Below are 19,221 nucleotides of genomic sequence, written 5' to 3'. Positions count from 1 at the left end.
AGGGATATGTTTTACTTTGTACCTTCTTGGTATAAACAAGATCGGAAATGGTATTCTACTGCCCTACCTTTCTATCTGCAGCCGAAAAATATGATGTTTGACGATGCCGTAAATTTATTGCGGATGTTTCAACAATCAGGAGAAGCCAACTCTGTCCTGATTTTGAATTATTCACCTCATATCCGGACTTTCTTTTATCAACAAAGACTTTCATCAGATGAAATGTGGAATCTATTTGATAGCATACAAGGTCTGACAGACGTGCCTGCACGAAAAATTCGTTTGGATGATTTGAAATGGCCTCAGGGAGCAGAAATCTTTTATACTCCTTTTATTGTAGATGTTTACGTCGATCACCTACCTCATGCTCAGATTAATTTTTCACAAATAGGTAATATTTTTGATATTACCTATTTTGAAAATAATCAGATAGATTATCAGCTTGTTTTTGATGACCGTGGCTTTGTCTCCAGTATTATCTATTTTGAGCATAATCAGCCTTATTATCAGGACTATCTGAATGCACAAGGAATATGGCAATTCAGAGAATTTTTGACAGCTGATAACCAGCAGGTCATTATCAATCCTGAAGCACAAGGCACATTTGCCAAGGATGTCTATCAGAATATTGAGGAGCTTGTTAAAGAAAAGCTAGAGCAGCATTTGGCTTCTGTTTTAACCAAGGATGATTCGATTATTGTTTCAGCAGATGTGCAGCATAATCATTTTTTCCAAAAGATTAAGAAGGATCATCTTGTTGTTCTGTCTTTCTTTGGCAATCGCTATCCGATTACGAATATAGAACAATTATTCTCTGATTTAAAAGATACCCCATTTTTTGTGGTAGATAGCTTGGATAAAATTGTGAAGATTGCAGAACAAGTGGGGGAAGTAGAAGAAGAGCAACTTCCTGCTTATTATGAAATTCCACCTTATGATACACAGTTGAATCTTGGGCATAGTCAGCGGAAAAAAGAGTTGATCATCTATGTCAATTTCGATACTTTACCAGAACATCATCTTCAATATGTCTTTACTTCCTTGTTTGATATGATGTTACAACATGAGTGGATTGACTTATTGGTTGGGACGCAGAGTCAGGATTTTGGTCGAGAAGCTTCTATTCGACAGTTTCTTGAGGAATCTTTATCATCAACAAAGTATGCAGAAAAATTGCTCCTTGTTGACAAGGATAAGGCTACTAAGAGTGGTGATCCACGCTTAGAAGATGATGATAGCCCCAGAGAGCGAATTGATACTGTGGTGATTCATAGTGATACCGATTTGGCGAAGGCTCTGAAGTATGTTCGCGTCATCTTGGATTTGGGAAGCCCGGCAGATATACGAACTCAAATTGCGGGTATCAGTGGAGGAATTCCTCAAGTGAATTTGTATAATTCTTCCTATGTGAAGCATGGCGAAAATGGTTGGATCATGGATGATATTTCTAACCTGATAGAGGCACTCTTGTATTACCTCACAGATTTGGAACACTGGAATCAGTCTTTGGTGCATTCGGTTAAGAGGATTGAGCTGTATACAAGGGGAGAAATTGTCGAAATGTGGAAAAATACGATAAAGGAATTAAAGCTAAATGAACAGAATTAGTGTCCTACAGATTGCCAATGAGAATTGGCAGCACCAATATGAGATTCCTAGTAATATCGCATGGACATTTGTTAAACCAGAAGATATCATGTCTCTCTTGCCAGAAGATATCGGTATTTTAAAAAAGGATGGGAAGAAACCGAAGGCTGTTAAGCCCTATGATGTTGTATTGGTCGATACTGTTGAGCATTTTGAGTACATTACAGTATTGGACAGCTTAATTCAGGTTTATCGCTTGTTTTATCATGAGCGCTGTCAAATCACTACAAAAACTTTGGAAAGATTCCTTTTACGCAAAAGGGCCGTTCAGTCTACTTTTGAAGATCCAGCTCAGATGCTGTATCTTTTTTCACGGGGCTTTTCTTCCAAGCAAAGTGGTACCAAGCTCAGTGTTAATCATCTAGCTGTCAATCCCTCCTTCTCAGGTCAGATTAACTATGAAGGAACTAACTATCTCCGTCTGTGTGGCCAATATGGTGAGGATTACCAAACTGTAGCAACCTATCAGTACAATATCTTTCTGAGCGCAGACGCCCCTTTGGATTTATGGCCAGAGTTCAGAAATTCTGAAGATTGCGCAATTCGTTATGTCATCAAGGGTTATCCAGTTGGCAATTCTCCCATGCAAGAGTGGATTTATGATGAAGAATCTTTTGATAAGCCTCTCGTTTTGGATACCAGCGATTCTTATTACCTAAGCGTCAGTGTTCAAGTAAAGGGGCAAGGAATTGTGAAAATTGGACCATTCCACCATCGCCAGTCTCATTTGGGTTATGGGGACTTGTTGATTGGTGGAAATCGTGTTGTGGATAAAAATCGGGAGGAATTGATTTACTACTTCCATCCTGGTGATTTGAAGCCACCTCTCAATATTTATTTTTCTGGTTATCGTCCAGCTGAAGGGTTTGAGGGATACTGGATGATGAACAATTTGGGAGCCCCATTCTTGCTGATTGGAGATCCGCGTTCTGAGGGTGGTGCTTTCTATCTCGGCTCAGAAGAGCTAGAGCAAAAGCTTGTTCAGGTCATTCATCACTGCTTAGATGAATTAGGCTTTACAAGGGATCAGTTGACCTTATCCGGACTATCAATGGGGACCTTTGGAGCCCTGTATTATGCTTCCAAGTTAGAGCCTCATGCAGTGATTGTTGGTAAGCCTTTAGTAAATTTAGGCGATATTGCAGAGAATGAATCCACGATTCGTCCCGGAGGTTTTCCTACTTCTTTAGATTTGGTGCTTCGTACAACAGGAGAATTATCAGAGGAAGGAACAGCTCAACTTAATGAGCACTTCTGGACAGCATTCAAAGAGGCTGATTTTTCAAGGACAAAATTTATTGTGTCTTATATGTATCATGATGACTACGATGGTACGGCCTACCCTGATATGCTAGAAGAGCTAGGGAAGCGAGCTTACCGCGTTAATGTCATTAGTAAAGGATTGACTGGACGACACAATGATGATACGCAAGGAATTGTCGAATGGTTCTTTAATCAATATAAAACTTTATTAGTGAATAGTTTTGAAAGGAAGTTTGATTCGTGAGATACAAGGAAGAAATCTATTTTGCTTATTGGGATATGCAAAGTGTATCACAGTATCTATATGGATCGTCTGTGAAGCTGCTAGCAGATGGGCATGTCTTATATGAGAATCAGTTCATGCCGTCTGGTACAGTCATTCATGAATGGCATTCGCAAGCAAACTATCAGGCTTTACGAAATACGAGTCAGCTTCCTGAATTGAAGCGAGGAGAAAAATATATCTTTGGCAGCCATCTGGAGACTCTTCCTGAAAATTCGACCTACTTGAAGATTGAATTTATGAATGCGCGTGATGAGGAGATTTTTAATCAAATCATTAAGCAGGGTGAGACCATGAGCGTTCGTGTTCCTAATAATACCCATCATTATAAAATTCAATTAGTGAGTTCAGGTTGCCATCGTTTCTTGTTTGAAAGCATCTATATTGCTGAAGAAGGTGTGGCAGATTATACTGTCGATCGCTATTGGATTTCGAAATTGTTGCATAAGGACGTCAATCAAGAGACGATTTACGTTTGCTTTACGGAGCCTGATTTTAATCGGACGGGTTACATTTCAGAAATTGTTCGGGAACATTTTCCAAATTTGTTGGTAGTCAATTCTTCCTATAAAGACGCTCTTTTGTATATGGAAAAAGAGTTCTTCGAAATCTTACTTGGAACAATTGAAAAGCTGTCTCGAGAATATTCTTTTGAAAAGGTCGCTTTTGCTGGCTATGGGCCGATTTCAAATATCGCAGCCTTGCTTTACTCACAGCAATTTGAAAATGCCTATGCTTTAGTGACTGATGATTTCATGCCAGAATTGGATTATCAGCATGTTCTTGTTCGCTATCAAAATAGGGTAAATTATCCTTTATTTAGAGATTTGCTACTGGAACGCTTCAATTCAGCTAGAGTAAAAGAGTATGCCCATCTGAAAAATAGGCCGCGGGTACTAACCAAAATTGATTATTTGTTGGATCAGTCCTTTTTGCTTCAAAAAATAGACTTGGAGAAAACGGAAGAGTGGATGAGAAAGAATGAAGCCTAAAAAATTACATTTAGCTAATTCCTTTAAACTAAGGCGGTATAAAAAAATCTTAGAAAAGATTAATCAGCTTTCTGACAATTATGAAGCCATGTCAGATAAAGAATTGCAGTCTAAAACTCAATGGTTTAAAGGCCGTCTTTCTAAGGGAGAAAGGCTACAGGAAATTTTACCAGAAGCCTATGCCACCATTCGTGAAGCGGCTAAGCGTGTCTTGGGGCTCTATCCTTACGATGTGCAAATCTTAGGTGCCTTAGTCATGCAAGACAATCAGATTGCCGAGATGAGGACGGGAGAGGGCAAAACACTAACAGCAATTCTGCCCTTGTACTTAAATGCTTTAACTGGAAACAGCGCCATCTTAGTTACGGCCAATGAGTATTTGGCGATACGTGACGCTAAACAAATGGCTCCTGTTTTTCATTACTTAGGAATGACAGTTGGGATTGGTGTTTCAGAAAATCCAGCTAAAAAATTGAAGGTTGCGCAAAAGCAGCGGATTTATCAAAGTGATATCGTGTACACAACACATAGTGCGCTGGGATTTGATTACCTTGAAGAAAATTTAGCAACCTCTCAAGCAAAGAAATTCTTGCCTAGGTTCTATTTCTGTTTAGTGGATGAGGTTGATGCAGCTCTCTTGGATAGTGCACAGATGCCTCTGATTATATCAGGCTCTCCGCGGGTTCAGTCCAATCTATTTGTTACCTGTGATGAGTTTGTTAAGACCTTGAAGGAAGGGGAAGATTTTAAGCTAGATTCGACTCGGACTTCAGTCTGGTTGACGAGAAAAGGTGTCAAGGAAGCAGAAGTATACTTCCGTGTACAAAATGCTTACGATCCAAATAACTACCAACTGATCCGTCAAATCAATTTGGCCTTAAGGGCCAATCATTTATTTGAAAAAGATCGTCAGTATACTGTAGAAAATGGTGAAGTTAAGTTGATGGATGAGGCAACCGGGCGAGTTTTAGAAGGGAATAAACTCCAATCTGGTTTGCACCAAGCCTTGGAAGCGAGAGAACGCGTAAAGATTTCCTTAGAAACACGCTCCATGGCCTCTATTACCTATCAAAATTTGTTCAAGATGTTTCCTAAATTGGCGGGGATGACGGGTACAGGGAAGGTCTGTGAAGATGAATTTCGTGAAGTGTATGACTTGGGAGTGGTCGTTGTACCTACTAGAAAGCCCAATCAACGGATTGATTATCCAGATGAGATCTATCTAACTATCCCTCAAAAACTTTATGCTTCTTTGGATTATATTAAAAAATTACACAAAAAGGGGCAGCCAGTTCTGATTGCGACAGGATCGGTAAGAATGTCAGAAATTTACTCCATGCTCCTGCTGCAGGAAGGAATTGCTCATAACGTGCTAAATGCCTACAATGCAGCAAAAGAAGCAGAGATGATTGCACAGGCTGGCCGGCGTTCTGCGGTAACTGTCGCAACCTCTATGGCTGGTCGGGGAACGGATATTATCTTAGAAGAAGGCGTTGCTAAATTAGGCGGACTGGCGATTATTGGAACAGAGAGAATGTCCAGCGAACGAGTGGACTTGCAGCTTCGTGGTCGTGCAGGCCGTCAAGGCGCACCTGGACTAAGTAAATTCTTTGTTTCACTCGAAGATGATATTATTACAAAGACTGGCAGTAAATGGATCAATGATTTTTATCAGAAAGAAGTCGCCAAGCCAGAGGAAAAACAGAAGGTTCATCTAAAATCGGTTCGTATTAAATATGAGGTGACAGAAGCTCAGAGAAACAGCGATAATGCGGCAGCTGCTTCAAGACGATCAACGGAGCAGTATGACGAAAGTATCCGAATTCAACGGCAAATCATTTATAATAAGCGCAATGACATTATTGCTCATTCTGACTTTAAACTAGAATATTTTTTATCTGTTTTATCAGATGCTATGGACGCCTATATGAAGAAGCATCCATTTAAAGAACAGGCTGATTTGTATCGATTTGTTTTGGATAACATTAGCTACTATTGTCAAGGCATTCCGAGAGATTTAGATGTGACAAATATTCGTCAAGTTAAGAAGTTCCTATCTAAGCTTTTCATTGAAGAATATCAGCGAAAACGCGATAGAATTGAGGATTTAGAACTATTTGGGCAGCTTCAACGCATCGCAGTGTTAAGAGCAGTGGATGATTGCTGGGTGGAGCAAGTTGACTATCTCCAACAATTTCAAACTTTAGTGGTTAGTCAAGGTTATGCACAAAAGAATCCTGTATATGAGTTTCATAAAGAGGCTTTTGAGTCATATAAGAGAATGAATGCAGACATGAATCTTAAAATTATAAAAAATATGGCGCTTAGTTATGTCAATGTTCAGCCTACAGGGAAATTAGAGGTTTTCTTTGGCTAAAGTTTTGACAGATTGTGCTATAGACTTTATAATAAGGATATAACTGCATTCGGGAGAAAATGTATATTTATGGGTAAGAATAATAAAGCAAAAGCAAAGGGGTTTAAGCGCGTTATATCGAAGTTTAAACGATTGGTGACGGAGGATGATAATTATTATGATCCGGATGCAGCCATCTTAAAACCGATTAGCCGAAAACCCCAAGAGCAGAATCAGGTTGTGTTAGGTATTAATGAAGAATTAAAACCACAGACAGAGCCAATTTCTATTATGGAAGACTTTGAGGATTTCCAAGCCAACAATAGCTTGGTAGTAGATGATCTGATAAAAAATGTCAGCCAAAGTTTATCAATGAGCGTTTCGACCTCAATGAGTTTGTCTGCTGAACATTTCGATAGTGCCTCTGTTTCAATAAGCGAGAGTCCTCTTCAAGATTCGCTGTGGGAAAATGATTCATTAGAGACTTATTCTTTAGACTCTTCTCACAGTATCTCAGAGTCAGATTCAGAATCTGAGCTGGTTCTTGAGGATGAATCTCTATCCGCTTCTATCAGCGCCAGCGAGAGTCTTTCCGAGTCTGAATACTGGAGTATTTTCGAATCTGAATCCCTCAGTATCTCAGAGTCAGATTCGCTTTATGAGAGTGAATGGCTATCCGCTTCTATCAGTGCAAGTGAGAGTCTTTCTGAGTCTGAATACTGGAGTATTTTCGAATCTGAGTCCCTCAGTATCTCAGAGTCAGATTCACTCTATGAGAGTGAGTGGCTATCCGCTTCTATCAGCGCCAGTGAGAGTCTTTCTGAGTCTGAATACTGGAGTATCTTTGAATCTGAATCTCTCAGCATATCAGAATCAGATTCACTCTATCAGAGTGAGTGGCTATCCGCTTCTATCAGCGCCAGTGAGAGTCTTTCTGAGTCTGAATACTGGAGTATCTTTGAATCTGAATCTCTCAGCATATCAGAATCAGATTCACTCTATGAGAGTGAATGGTTATCCGCTTCTATCAGTGCAAGCGAGAGTCTTTCCGAGTCAGCTTCTATCCTTCTTAGCGAATTCGTTTCAACTTCGGTAGCGGATAGTCAGTCAGTTTCTCTGTCAGAATCCATTAGTGCCAGTCTGAGCCTTTCAGAATCTGAGTCTCTCAGTGCCTTAGAAGAGACTTCTATGAGTCTTTCAGATTCAGTTTATGAGGAGGAAGCGTATTCACTTTCAGTAAACGAACATAAGCCAGATACTTTCTTGATTTCTCTTAGCACTAGCCTGAGCCTCTCTACTTCTGAATGGTTGGCTCAGTCTGAGTTTACTTCACTTAGCCTTTCGGCATCTGAATCTTTGAGCATCAGTCAGTCTCTATCCTTGAGTGAAGCATTTTCTCAACTTCTTTTCGAATCTGAATCAGCCAAGGAGAGTCAGCAGCTATCAGAATCACTTAGCCATAGCCAGTCTCTTTCTCTTTCAGAATCTTTGAGTGAGTGGACAGTAGCCTCCCTCAGTCTCAGTGAGTCAGTCTCTTTGAGCGATTCAATCTCCCTGAGTGAGTCCATTGCCGAGTATACTTGGTTAAGTTCTTCATTGTCGGTTAGTGCCTCTGTTGCTCAATCCGAATTGGAAAGCCAATTGACATCAATTTCCGAGTCTATTAGTGTCTCAGAATCTCTCAGTCAGAGTGTGAGCGTCTTCACTTCTTTCAGCTTGAGTGAGTCAATTTCCTTGAGTGAATCCGAAAGTCTCAGTGCGTCAAGCTCCTTAAGTTTGAGTGAGTCCGCTTCTTTGAGTGAATCTGAAAGTCTTAGTCAGAGTCTCAGCCTTTCAGAATCCTTGAGCCAAAGTGTCAGCGCTTCACATTCTTTGAGTCTCAGTGAGTCAATTTCAGTCAGTCAATCTGAACAAGAGAGCCAGAGCCTTAGTGTGTCAGAATCCTTGAGTCAGAGCGCAAGCATTTCGACTTCCTTTAGTTTGAGTGAATCACTTTCCGAATATACTTGGCTCAGTTCGTCACTCTCAGTTAGTGCTTCTGTTGCCCAATCTGAATTGGAAAGCAAGTTAACATCGCTTTCCGACTCTATTAGTCAGAGTGCTTCACTCTCTCTGAGTGTTTCAGAATCTCTCAGTCAGAGTGCAAGCCTTTCAACTGCCTTTAGTTTAAGTGAATCAGTTTCCTTGAGTGAGTCTGAGAGCCTTAGTCAGAGCCTCAGTGTTTCAGAATCCTTGAGTCAAAGCCTGAGTGTTTCAAGCTCCTTGAGTTTGAGTGAGTCTGAAAGTCTTAGCCAGAGCCTCAGTATCTCTGAATCATTAAGTGAAAGTGCGAGCCTTTCAACTTCTTTAAGTTTGAGTCAATCAATTTCAGAGTACAATTGGCTCAGTTCGTCACTCTCAGTTAGTGCTTCTGTTGCCCAATCTGCATATGAGAGCAAGTTAATTTCAGTTTCAGAGTCGGTTAGTCAGAGTACCTCAGCCTCTATCAGTCTTTCCGAATCTCTTAGTCATAGTGTCAGCATCTCAACTTCCTTTAGTTTGAGTGAGTCGATTTCCCTGAGTGAATCAGAGCAAATCAGTCAAAGTATTGTGAGAGTTTCCTTATCTGAGTTTTATAGCATTTCAGTCTCAGAGTTGCTTTCTTACAGACAGAGTGTTTCAGAGTCTAAGTCAGTATCACATAGTTTACAAGTCTCAGAATCTCTGTCACTTAGCTTGTCTCGAACAGAGTCAATGCGTCTTGCCTATCAACAAGAATCGCTTGATAGTATGAACCTTGCATCTCAGGAACTTTCAGAGGCGGTTGCACTATCTCAAGAAAGCTTGTCTGTTCAAGTATCTACAACTCCAAACTTGAGTGTAACAGATCAAGAGGCATATCAGATGGTAAGACCAGGTTCACAGCCAATTTCTCCTGACTTAAAAAATGTCGCTAGTACATTATCTGGATTGGCTTCAATCACTCAAAATAAGAAAGACCAGCGATAATTTTAAAGATACTAGAGGATGCAATAGTATCCATATATATTCACAAAATCAAAAGGAGTCATTATGATTAGAAATACGATGCCCAACAGCAATAAAGGTTTGGGAACGACGGATGTATTACCAATTAGTGAACCACGTATAGGAGTACTGACAGGGGAAATCAACTACAAAAAAGTACCAATAGGTGCCTATGATCTTCTGGGACAATTTACTTTAGCGAGTCAACCGGATTATGTTAGTGATTTGAATATGATTCAATCGATGGGCTTCAATGTTTATAGAATTTCTATCTCTTGGGCGCGAATTTTCCCAACTGGAGAAGAAGCGCAGCCAAGTGAAGAAGGTTTGAAATATTATGAGACTATCATTGATCAAGTGTTGCAAAAGGATGTTGAACCGATTGTAACTTTAAGTCATTTCGATCTTCCTCTTCATCTGTATGAAAAATACGGTGCGTGGAAGAGCCGCAAGATGATTGAACTTTATGAGCATTATACAGAAGCTGTTTTCAGACATTTTAAAGACAAGGTAAGATATTGGATTACCTTTAATGAATTTAATATTTTACACCATTTACCATATCTTGGTGGTGGTCTGTCCTTTGAAGATGGAGAAAATCGAAACCAACGAATCTGGCAGGCGGCTCATTATCAATTAGTCGCTTCGGCACGTGCTGTTAAGCTTGGAAAATCAATCAATCCAGAATTTCAATTTGGTGGCATGTTGGTAGTCAGTCGTAACTATAGTCAGAATTTAGATAGTGCGATTGATGCGATGGAAGCAGAAGTTAAGAACCGTGAAAACTATGTCTTTACAGATGTACAAGTTCGTGGTTCTTATCCAAACCATTTCTTGCGTCGTTTGGAACGTGAGCAGATTGCTTTAGATATTGAAAATGATGACTTCTTTGACCTACGAGTCGGAAAGGTTGATTTTGTTAGCTTTAGCTACCATGCATCTAGTAATTCTCAAGAAGTCTTTATCAATAAATATGGCTATAATAATACCAATAAGAATCCAATTGATCCTGTAGGTCTTCGCCTAGCTATGAATAATCTTTATGACCGCTATCAAAAGCCACTATTTATTGTGGAAGATGATCTAGTATTAGATGAGTCAGACAGCCGCTCAATAGAAGAGCTAAAAACGAATATTCAAGAGATCGTTAAAACAGTAGAATATGATGGCGTTGAGCTTCTTGGCTATACACCTCTCAGCTGGGTAGATCTCAATTTCTAAACTAGATGCGTTTACATCTAGTTACCTTTTATGAAAATACCTGAATGGATTATATGTCATCTATTCAGGTGTTTTTGCTTATAAAAGAATAAGGTTACAAAACTAAGAGAACCATAGATTTAGCGGGTAAATAGAATTTTATTTGCTCCTGTAGTATCCGGATTTTTTTGCTCGGAGACTTATAAAACAATGGTAATAAGCGTCATTTTATGCTACAATTGATAAGATAGTATATAATTAGAATAAATGAAGAATAGAGGGAGCAGAATGAGACTTAAAAAGACCCTATTTGGTAACTATCGTGCCAAGGAAGTTGAAGAATACATTGAATCGTTAGAAGAAGGATTTGATAGTGAAATTCGTAAAAAGAATGAGAAAATAGAATCTTTACGTAAAAAAATTGATGCTTTAAAGAACCAAGAAAGAGAAATCGGTGAAGCCGTTGTTTATGCTAAATCGCTGATTATTGAAGCACATGAAAAGGCAGAAAAAGAGGCTCAAGAGGTTCTAGAAAAAGCCCAGAAAGACTTCTTACAAGTAAGATCGTCTATCCTTGAAGAGATCGATGAATTGACGAAAAAACGTCTTGAAACGGAACAACTCTATAAGGCGCAAAAGGAAAAAATCAAAGAGCTTCTTAGTCAAATTGGTCAGATTCTAGACGAAGAAACTTTAGAGGGTCAAATTGACATCGCAAGTCTAATCGAGGAAGCTTCGGAAGACGACGAATTTGCAAGCATATTTGATACTCCTTTAGAGGAAGATGAAGCTACGCGTTTGTTTGATACACCTTTGGAAGAAGACGAGGCTTCAAATGAGCAAGTTGAAGCTGAAAGTTTATTTGATGAAGCTTCTCTTGAAGCGCACGAAGAAGAAGTAAACGAATCAGATATTTTTGGTGAGGAAGAAGTCCCAGTAGAAATCTCTGCTCCACAAAAAGAAGTTGTAAATATTGAGCAAACATTTGCTAAGACAGGTACAGATAGCTCTGTTCCCGTTACTTACTTCACTTCTCCTGTCAAAAAATCAAAAGACGAAGATAAAGAAAAAGGGAAAAAGAAGAAAGGAAAAATCATCAAACGACTTTCAAGAATTAAAAAAGATAGTCTTTTGTAAGAGGAACATGGTTTATGACAATTTATAACATCAACCTAGGAATTGGTTGGGCAAGCAGCGGAGTCGAGTACGCACAAATTTATCGTGCAAAATTGCTTCGCAGTGTGGGCTTAGAGGCAAAATTCATCTTTATGGATTTTATTTCAGCTGATAATATTGAACATTTGACGAAGAATATCGGTTTTGAAGACTCTGAGGTCATTTGGCTCTATCAGTATTTTACAGATGTTAAGATTGCTCCAACGACCTACACTCTAGCACAAGTCTTAGCTAGTTTTGATAGAGAACCTCTAGAAATCGTCCGTAATCCTGAGAATAAGACCTTTCGGATCTTGTTTGGAGATAATGATTTCGTAACGTGCTATGCTTGCGATATGGATAATGAGCTGATTGAGCGGGCAGAGATTGTTTCGCGTGGCTGTCTCATTCAGAAAGAATATTATACTTATACCAAAAACTTTATTGAATACTATAGTCCTGTAGATGGTCGGGCTCGTCTCTACCAACGGACTTGGCTCAATGAAGATGGCAGCGTGGCTTACGAAGAGATTATCGATGAAGTGGATGGTAAGCCAGAAACGCAAGTTTATCGTTTTCCAGATCAGGTCTTCTACTCCAAGCAGGAGTTTGTTGCTCATTTCATGAGAAGCTTGAAGTTGACAGACAAGGATTTACTGATATTAGACAGGGAGACGGATATTGGCCAGCCAATCTTCGCAAATAAGGGGTCTGCCAAACTAGCTGTCATCGTTCATGCGGACCACTTCAGTGAAAATCCTGCGGAACAAGATTATATCCTGTGGAATAATTACTACGAGTATCAATTTGAATATGCAGAAGAAGTGGACTACATCATCAACTCGACGGATGCTCAAACAGAGCTGCTGAAAGAGCAGTTTGCTCAGTATACCGACATCAAGCCGAAGAATATTTTAACTATTCCTGTGGGCAGCTTGGATCAGCTGCGCCGACCAGAAGGTCAGCGGAAACCTTTTGGTTTGATGACAGCTTCTCGTTTGGCCAGTGAAAAGCATATCGATTGGCTAATTCACTCTGTAGTGAAGGCGCATGAGCAATTACCGGAAATCACCTTTGATATCTATGGCACCGGTGGTGAGGAAGCTATGTTGCGGAAGCTGATTGCGGATCTGCAAGCAGAAGAGTATATTCGACTGATGGGGCATCATCATATGGCGGATATTTACAAAAATTATTCCGCTTATCTAGCAGCATCGACAAGTGAAGGTTTTGGTCTGACTCTGTTGGAAGCAGTAGGTTCTGGCCTGCCCATCATTGGCTTTGATGTACGTTATGGAAATCCAACCTTTATCCGCGATGGAGAAAATGGCTACCTGATTCCCAAGGCTCGTCCAGATGATCTAGATGCCATGACGACAGAGTATGCGGAAAAGATTGTTCAGCTATTAACTCAACATTCTCAGGAAGATTTGTCCCGTGTATCCTACGAGATAGCTGAGCCTTACCTTGATGAGCATATTGCCCAGCGCTGGTCTGATCTTGTCCAATCGGCTCAGACCAACTAAGTAGGATTCAGAAAGAAAGGCATAACCACTATGATTTGTTTGTTTGACCGCTATGATCAAGCAAGTTTTGATTTATTACGTTCATTAAAAGCAACAGGACTTGATTGTCCTGTTGTTGTTGTACAAGACGATGGCTATCTTTCACCAGATGTCGAGTCTCCTTACAGTTATTTTACAGGAGATTTGGACACACCAGAGGGCCGTCCAATTTATTTTAATCTTGTCCCCAAACCGCATCTATGGGAGATTCGCTCCAGCAATGTAAATGGCGAAATCTTGGATATGGGCAAGAAGCGTGCGAATATTTTCTATCGCCAACCGACACATGAAAGACGTGTGCGGGCTGTCGAATGGTTGGATACAGAGGGGCAAGTCCGAGCGGCAGATATCTACAATCGCAAAGGACGGCTTTTTGCACAAATAACCTACGACCAGACACAACGTCCGACCCATACTCGTTATTTTGACCAGAGCAATGTCGTGGTCATTATGGAAAATCATCTGACTGGTGATATCATCTTGACACTTGAAGGAAAGCGTCATATTTTTAAATCTAAACAAGAATTTGTCGTCTTTTATCTGCAATATCGTGGATATGATACAGATCGTATTATTTATAATTCTCTAGCAACCCCCTTCTTGGTGGCCTACGCTCTTCGTCCTAAAAATGGTCGTGCAGAAGATGTTCTTTTCTGGCAGGAGCCTATCGGAGAAGCCTTACCTGGAAATATGAAAGTAGCTATGAAAATGCCTCATCGCAATATCCGCATCGCTGTTCAGGACAGACAGGTATATGAGAAAATTCAAAGCTTGGCAACACCGGAAGAAAAAGTCTATTTCCACAATATTGGTTATATTTATGATTACCAACGTCTTAATAATATGAATCCAGAAGCCTTGATTTTGACCAATAGTGATCAGCTTGAGCAAATAGAGCAACTCTTGACTCAGCTACCAAATGTACATTTCCATATTGGAGCCATCACAGAAATGTCTGGCCATTTGATGGGGCTCAATCGTTATCCGAATGTTTCGCTTTATCCAAATATTCGTCCGGCAAAGGTTGCAGAGCTTTTTGAGAGATGTGACTTGTATCTAGATATCAATATCAGCGATGAAATCCTTAATGCTTGTCGCACAGCCTTTGAGAACAACATGTTGATTCTCAGTTTCACAAATACTTGTCATAGCCGTCGATTTATTGCGGATGATCACATTTATGCGCCAGAAAATGTCTCAGGCATGGTGGATAAGACTCAAAGTGTCCTTGCCCACTCATCAGAGATGGAAGCAGCACTTACTAGACAGAAACAGGCTGCTAATCAAGCTAGTTTGGAGCAATATAAGACTATTCTTTAACCAGATACATGAGAACTTGCTTTCGATGAAGGCAAGTTCCTTTATGCAGATTTAGTAAAGGAGGACAATCATGCCAGAGAAGAAAAAGGGAATTCTGCAGGAACATATCAACGAGCAACTAGATAATCGTAGGAGACCGTTGAAAAGAGAGAAGCAAGAGTTTAGTATGATTGCAGTGTTAGGTGGCATTCTTTTTCTTATCACTCTCTTGGTCACAATCATCATGCAGTTGGGACACTTTTTCTAGGATTTTTTCTGGATGGAGGAGGTCTCTGGAAAAGATGAACCTTGACGAGCAAATCGTCAAGGTTTTTTTGCCTCTATCTAATTGAACTAGTGTGAAAGGGGGAGTAGGGGGTTCGAAAGATAATAAAACGCTTTCAACAATTTGAAGCTTAAAAGCGGATTTTCTGAAAAAATTAGCTATTTTCATTTGTTATTTTACATATAATTACTTGAAAAGGGGAATCCGTTTTGGTAAAATGATGAGTGGTATATACTGGATAAAAACGGCTGGTATATCCCAGATGGAATCTGCTTTTTCTGAGTCAAAGGGATAAAAACTGAAACTGACTGCAACTTTTATTAACTCTGGTTTTGGGAGGCAGCGCAATCTACACTTTGTTAATGGTCATGAGATTAACAAAGGGTCGCAATTGGATAAAAGAAAGGAATCGAATGTTTCGAAGTAAAAAATTTAACAAAGATTTCGAGATCGTAGATGAGAAAAAGCGTTATAAGCTTTACAAGTCGGGTAAAAACTGGGTAAAAGCCTCGAACTCTCAATTGGATCTCTTCCGTATCGGTGGGATGGGCGAAGTTGTCTCTAGTACCCTGTCAGACACTGAAGAACTTGATCACGCACACCTTAGTTTTAACACGCTAGCGGGTATAGGGGGAATCCTGGCCGCGGGGGCTGCAGGATTTGTGATGACTCAAGAGCAAACTGTTTATGCGGATGAAACATCTGAGTATACAGAAAAGGATAAAACAGTCATCGCAGCTGAACCGAAAGTAGCTGAAACAACTGAAACAAGTGCCAACTCAATCATCGCTCAAGCGCAAGCGGAAGTAAAGAAAGCTCAAGCAGAACAAGCATCTGCAACAGCTTCTGTATCAGTCAGTCAATCTGTTGAGGATCAAGCGAGTGCGAGTCAGTCAGTTTCAGTCAGTCAATCTGCCTCAGCAAGTCAGTCAGCTTCAGTCAGTCAATCTGCCTCAGCAAGTCAGTCAGCTTCAGTCAGTCAATCTGCCTCAGCAAGTCAATCAGCATCAGCTCCTACATCAGTCTCAGCAAGTGCAAAAGCATCTGCATCAGTAAGCTCTACACCATCAGAGTCAGCAAGCGCTCAAGCACCTGCCTCTGTAGTTGAGAGTACATCAGTTGTTAGCGAACCATCAGCTCAGGCTTCTGTGTCTACCTCAGCTTCTGCATCGCTCAACCTTAAGGTCAACCCTGCGGCAAGTCTTGTATCAGGTAGTGCTAACCAAAGTTTGGCAAGTGCAGCTCTTAGCACAAGCCAAGCAGCAACAACAAGCAACAACATCGCAGCTGGTGTTGTAGCAGATAAGAACCAAGCCCAAGGTAAGGATACAACTAAGCAAGCTGAGAAAAACCAAAAGGTTGACAATACTGTAGCGACTGCAGCAAAGACAGGGTATTCTGGATTTAGAGCAAATCCGATCGATACTGGATCAAAAGAACCTTTCTTTCTAAATACCGATCCATATAGCATCAACTCTCCAGAAACAACGGGTCGTTTAAATAGACAACGGGTCTTTCTGGGACGAGCAGGTGTTCCTTTCTCGGTAACATATTATATGCATAAGTCTCAATTTGATGCGGACGAATATCCTTACGGTTCATATAAGGATAGTGAGTTTGCAGGACTTTCTCCAAGACAAACTCTAGAGACTCGAAACTGGCAAGAAGCACAAGAGAAATATAATATTACCTCGGAAACAGGTCGTGTGGAAGTGGCTCCTGGACGTTATATTCCATATGTAACTTTCAAGAGTGATAATCCAAAAGCATTTAGAAGTAGTATCAATCTGGATGTGACCTTTGATGGACGTAGCTTTCCTCAAACCAGCATATTCATGAACCTTACTACTACTCAGTTTAAGGGACCTGCTGTAACGTATGATGCCGAAGGGAAAAAAGAAGCACTGGCTCCTCTTGCAAAATATAAAGTAGGAGACACAGTCAATGAAACCTACTATTTCCATAATGATAAACAGTATAGATATGAGCAAGATGCTAGAAATGCTATTACTTTGTACACTGGTAATGGTGGTTGGACCAAACCGATGGGCTTGAGGTTTGTTCAAGGAGTGGAAAGACGTGCTGATTTTACCTATGTTCCTAAAGTCACTGTTACGGGGACTGTTAAAACTGAAAATCCTAATTATCTTGTCAGACATAATGATGGATTGGGAGGTAAGGATGCTGAATTCTTTACCTATCTAGGCCGTCCAGAAGAAGTTGTAACTGAGGCTGCGCAGGAGTCAATTATCAATAAGAGTAAAGACTCACTAATTCCTTCCCCTGAACCACTAGTTCCTGAAGTTGAAGTCGGTAAACGAGTTAATGAAACTTTATATGTTCATGATGGTAATAACAAAGGAGATAAGTCTGTTGGCTCTTGGCAAAGTTCTTACCTTGCAGATCAAGCGGTTGAACTGATTCATGGTAAGAAAGAACTAGAAGAACTTGGATTAACAGTTACTACCACAACCAATGAATTAGGGGCTGGTAAAACTGGTTATATTCCATCTATCCAAATTTCTGGAACGCCTACTAAAACAGGAACTGTAACACTTAAATATAAGATTACTGACGAAGCGGGACAGCTTAACTTTAAGGACATTCAAGTAAATGTTAAAGAAAGCGGATCCCTGAGCCAATCAGTTTCAGCTTCTTTATCTGCAAGTCAAAGTGCTTCAGCATCTAACTCAGCAAGTATCAGTGCGAGCCAATCAGCATCTATCTCAGCAAATGCTAGCCAAAGTGCCTCAGCAAGTGCGAGCGTGAGCAGTAGCGTATCCGCTTCTGTATCAGGAAGCCAAAGTTCAAGTGCCTCAGCGAGTGCCTCGCTTAGCGCAAGTCGTTCAGCCTCAGCGAGCGTAAGCTCAAGCCGTTCAGCCAGTGCATCAGCCAGCGCATCGCTAAGTGCGAGTCGCTCAGCTTCAGCAAGTGTAAGCTCAAGCCGTTCAGCCAGTGCCTCAGCGAGTGCATCACTTAGCGCAAGTCGTTCAGCGTCAGCTTCAGTAAGTTCAAGTCGTTCGGCCAGTGCGTCAGCGAGTGCCTCACTTAGTGCAAGTCGCTCAGCTTCAGCTTCAGTAAGCTCAAGTCGTTCGGCCAGTGCGTCAGCGAGTGCATCAGTGAGCGCCAGCCAATCGGCTTCAGCATCAGTAAGCGCAAGCCAAAGCGCATCAGCATCAGTAAGTGCAAGTCACTCAGCATCTGTATCAGCAAGCCAATCAGCAAGCGCATCAGAATCAGCTAGTCAAAGTGCTTCAACATCAGTAAGTGCAAGCCAATCAGCTTCAGCTTCAGCATCTAACAACCAGAACTCAGCTTCTATCTCAGCAAGCGCGAGCCACTCTGCGTCAATTAGTGCGAGCCAAAGCGCATCAGCTTCTATCTCAGCAAGCATCAGTGCTAGCCAATCAGCATCAAGCTCAGCAACAGCAAGCCAAAGTGCTTCAGCAAGTGCAAGCGTAAGTGCATCAGTAAGCGCAAGCCAAAGCGCTTCAGCATCAGTAAGTGCTAGTCACTCAACCTCTGTATCAGCAAGCCAATCAGCAAGCGCATCAGAATCAGCTAGTCAAAGTGCTTCAACATCAGTAAGTGCAAGCCAATCAGCTTCAGCTTCAGCATCTAACAACCAGAACTCAGCTTCTATCTCAGCAAGCGCGAGCCACTCTGCGTCAATTAGTGCGAGCCAAAGCGCTTCAGCATCGATTTCAGCAAGCATCAGTGCTAGCCAATCAGCATCAAGCTCAGCAAGTGCGAGTCAAAGTGCCTCAGCAAGTGCAAGCGTAAGTGCATCAGTAAGCGCAAGCCAAAGTGCTTCAACATCAGTAAGTGCAAGTCACTCAGCGTCTGTATCAGCAAGCCAATCAGCAAGCGCATCAGAATCAGCAAGCCAAAGTGCTTCAACATCAGTAAGTGCAAGTCACTCAGCGTCTGTATCAGCAAGCCAATCAGCTTCAGCTTCAGCATCTAACAACCAGAACTCAGCTTCTATCTCAGCAAGCGCGAGCCACTCTGCGTCAATTAGTGCGAGCCAAAGCGCATCAGCTTCTATCTCAGCAAGCATCAGTGCTAGCCAATCAGCATCAAGCTCAGCAACAGCAAGCCAAAGTGCTTCAGCAAGTGCAAGCGTAAGTGCATCAGTAAGCGCTAGTCACTCAGCATCTGTATCAGCT

Annotated in this window: 11 protein-coding genes; all 11 read left to right on the top strand. The window is 41.0% G+C overall.

Features of this window, described 5'->3' with window-relative positions; translation table 11 throughout:
- Nucleotides 1-6 precede the first annotated feature (6 nt).
- Entirely contained in the window at nucleotides 7-1,608 is a 1,602-nt protein-coding gene (gene asp1, locus D8797_RS09210) for an accessory Sec system protein Asp1 (RefSeq protein WP_125380405.1), read from the top strand.
- Nucleotides 1,595-3,154, top strand: a complete 1,560-nt coding sequence (asp2, locus tag D8797_RS09205; RefSeq protein WP_125380403.1) for an accessory Sec system protein Asp2 — start codon at nucleotides 1,595-1,597, stop codon at nucleotides 3,152-3,154. The genes asp1 and asp2 overlap by 14 nt, the downstream gene beginning before the upstream one ends.
- On the top strand, nucleotides 3,151-4,185 hold the full coding sequence (gene asp3 / locus D8797_RS09200; protein WP_125380401.1) for an accessory Sec system protein Asp3: 1,035 nt from the start codon (nucleotides 3,151-3,153) through the stop codon (nucleotides 4,183-4,185). Before asp2 ends, asp3 begins: the two co-directional genes overlap by 4 nt.
- Nucleotides 4,175-6,562 carry an accessory Sec system translocase SecA2 gene (secA2, locus tag D8797_RS09195; protein WP_125380399.1) on the top strand — a complete coding sequence of 796 codons (2,388 nt, stop codon included), beginning with the start codon at nucleotides 4,175-4,177 and terminating at the stop codon, nucleotides 6,560-6,562. Before asp3 ends, secA2 begins: the two co-directional genes overlap by 11 nt.
- A 69-nt stretch (nucleotides 6,563-6,631) precedes the next feature.
- Nucleotides 6,632-9,529 (top strand): hypothetical protein, encoded by a 2,898-nt coding sequence (locus D8797_RS09190; protein WP_125380397.1) that lies wholly within the window; start codon nucleotides 6,632-6,634, stop codon nucleotides 9,527-9,529.
- A gap of 63 nt (nucleotides 9,530-9,592) precedes the next feature.
- The gene (locus tag D8797_RS09185; protein ID WP_125380395.1) at nucleotides 9,593-10,768 is read left to right on the top strand and encodes a family 1 glycosylhydrolase; all 1,176 of its coding nucleotides are present in this window, start codon (nucleotides 9,593-9,595) and stop codon (nucleotides 10,766-10,768) included.
- Between the two features lie 267 nt (nucleotides 10,769-11,035).
- Nucleotides 11,036-11,884: a hypothetical protein gene (locus D8797_RS09180; protein ID WP_125380393.1), complete on the top strand. Its 849-nt coding sequence runs from the start codon at nucleotides 11,036-11,038 to the stop codon at nucleotides 11,882-11,884.
- A 14-nt stretch (nucleotides 11,885-11,898) separates the two neighbouring features.
- Nucleotides 11,899-13,428, top strand: coding sequence for an accessory Sec system glycosyltransferase GtfA (gene gtfA, locus D8797_RS09175; protein WP_125380391.1), 1,530 nt, complete (start codon nucleotides 11,899-11,901; stop codon nucleotides 13,426-13,428).
- Nucleotides 13,429-13,458: 30 nt separating this feature from the next.
- Nucleotides 13,459-14,787: an accessory Sec system glycosylation chaperone GtfB gene (gene gtfB, locus D8797_RS09170; protein ID WP_125380388.1), complete on the top strand. Its 1,329-nt coding sequence runs from the start codon at nucleotides 13,459-13,461 to the stop codon at nucleotides 14,785-14,787.
- Between the two features lie 70 nt (nucleotides 14,788-14,857).
- Entirely contained in the window at nucleotides 14,858-15,034 is a 177-nt protein-coding gene (locus tag D8797_RS09165; protein ID WP_048764096.1) for a hypothetical protein, read from the top strand.
- A gap of 431 nt (nucleotides 15,035-15,465) precedes the next feature.
- The coding region (locus tag D8797_RS10450) for a KxYKxGKxW signal peptide domain-containing protein (RefSeq protein ID WP_260471226.1) at nucleotides 15,466-19,221 on the top strand (3,756 nt) is incomplete at its 3' end.

It is taken from the genome of Streptococcus cristatus, from assembly GCF_003944225.1.
Lineage (GTDB): Bacteria > Bacillota > Bacilli > Lactobacillales > Streptococcaceae > Streptococcus > Streptococcus cristatus_K.
This window is presented reverse-complemented; position numbering and strand designations above follow the sequence as displayed.

Excerpts from the sequence above, each read along its gene's own strand:
- asp2 (WP_125380403.1), top strand. The coding sequence starts at position 1,595 with ATGAACAGAATTAGTGTCCTACAGATTGCCAATGAGAATTGGCAGCAC.
- D8797_RS09185 (WP_125380395.1), top strand. The coding sequence starts at position 9,593 with ATGATTAGAAATACGATGCCCAACAGCAATAAAGGTTTGGGAACGACG.
- gtfB (WP_125380388.1), top strand. The coding sequence starts at position 13,459 with ATGATTTGTTTGTTTGACCGCTATGATCAAGCAAGTTTTGATTTATTA.
- asp1 (WP_125380405.1), top strand. The coding sequence starts at position 7 with ATGTTTTACTTTGTACCTTCTTGGTATAAACAAGATCGGAAATGGTAT.
- D8797_RS09180 (WP_125380393.1), top strand. The coding sequence starts at position 11,036 with ATGAGACTTAAAAAGACCCTATTTGGTAACTATCGTGCCAAGGAAGTT.
- secA2 (WP_125380399.1), top strand. The coding sequence starts at position 4,175 with ATGAAGCCTAAAAAATTACATTTAGCTAATTCCTTTAAACTAAGGCGG.
- D8797_RS09190 (WP_125380397.1), top strand. The coding sequence starts at position 6,632 with ATGGGTAAGAATAATAAAGCAAAAGCAAAGGGGTTTAAGCGCGTTATA.
- D8797_RS09165 (WP_048764096.1), top strand. The coding sequence starts at position 14,858 with ATGCCAGAGAAGAAAAAGGGAATTCTGCAGGAACATATCAACGAGCAA.
- gtfA (WP_125380391.1), top strand. The coding sequence starts at position 11,899 with ATGACAATTTATAACATCAACCTAGGAATTGGTTGGGCAAGCAGCGGA.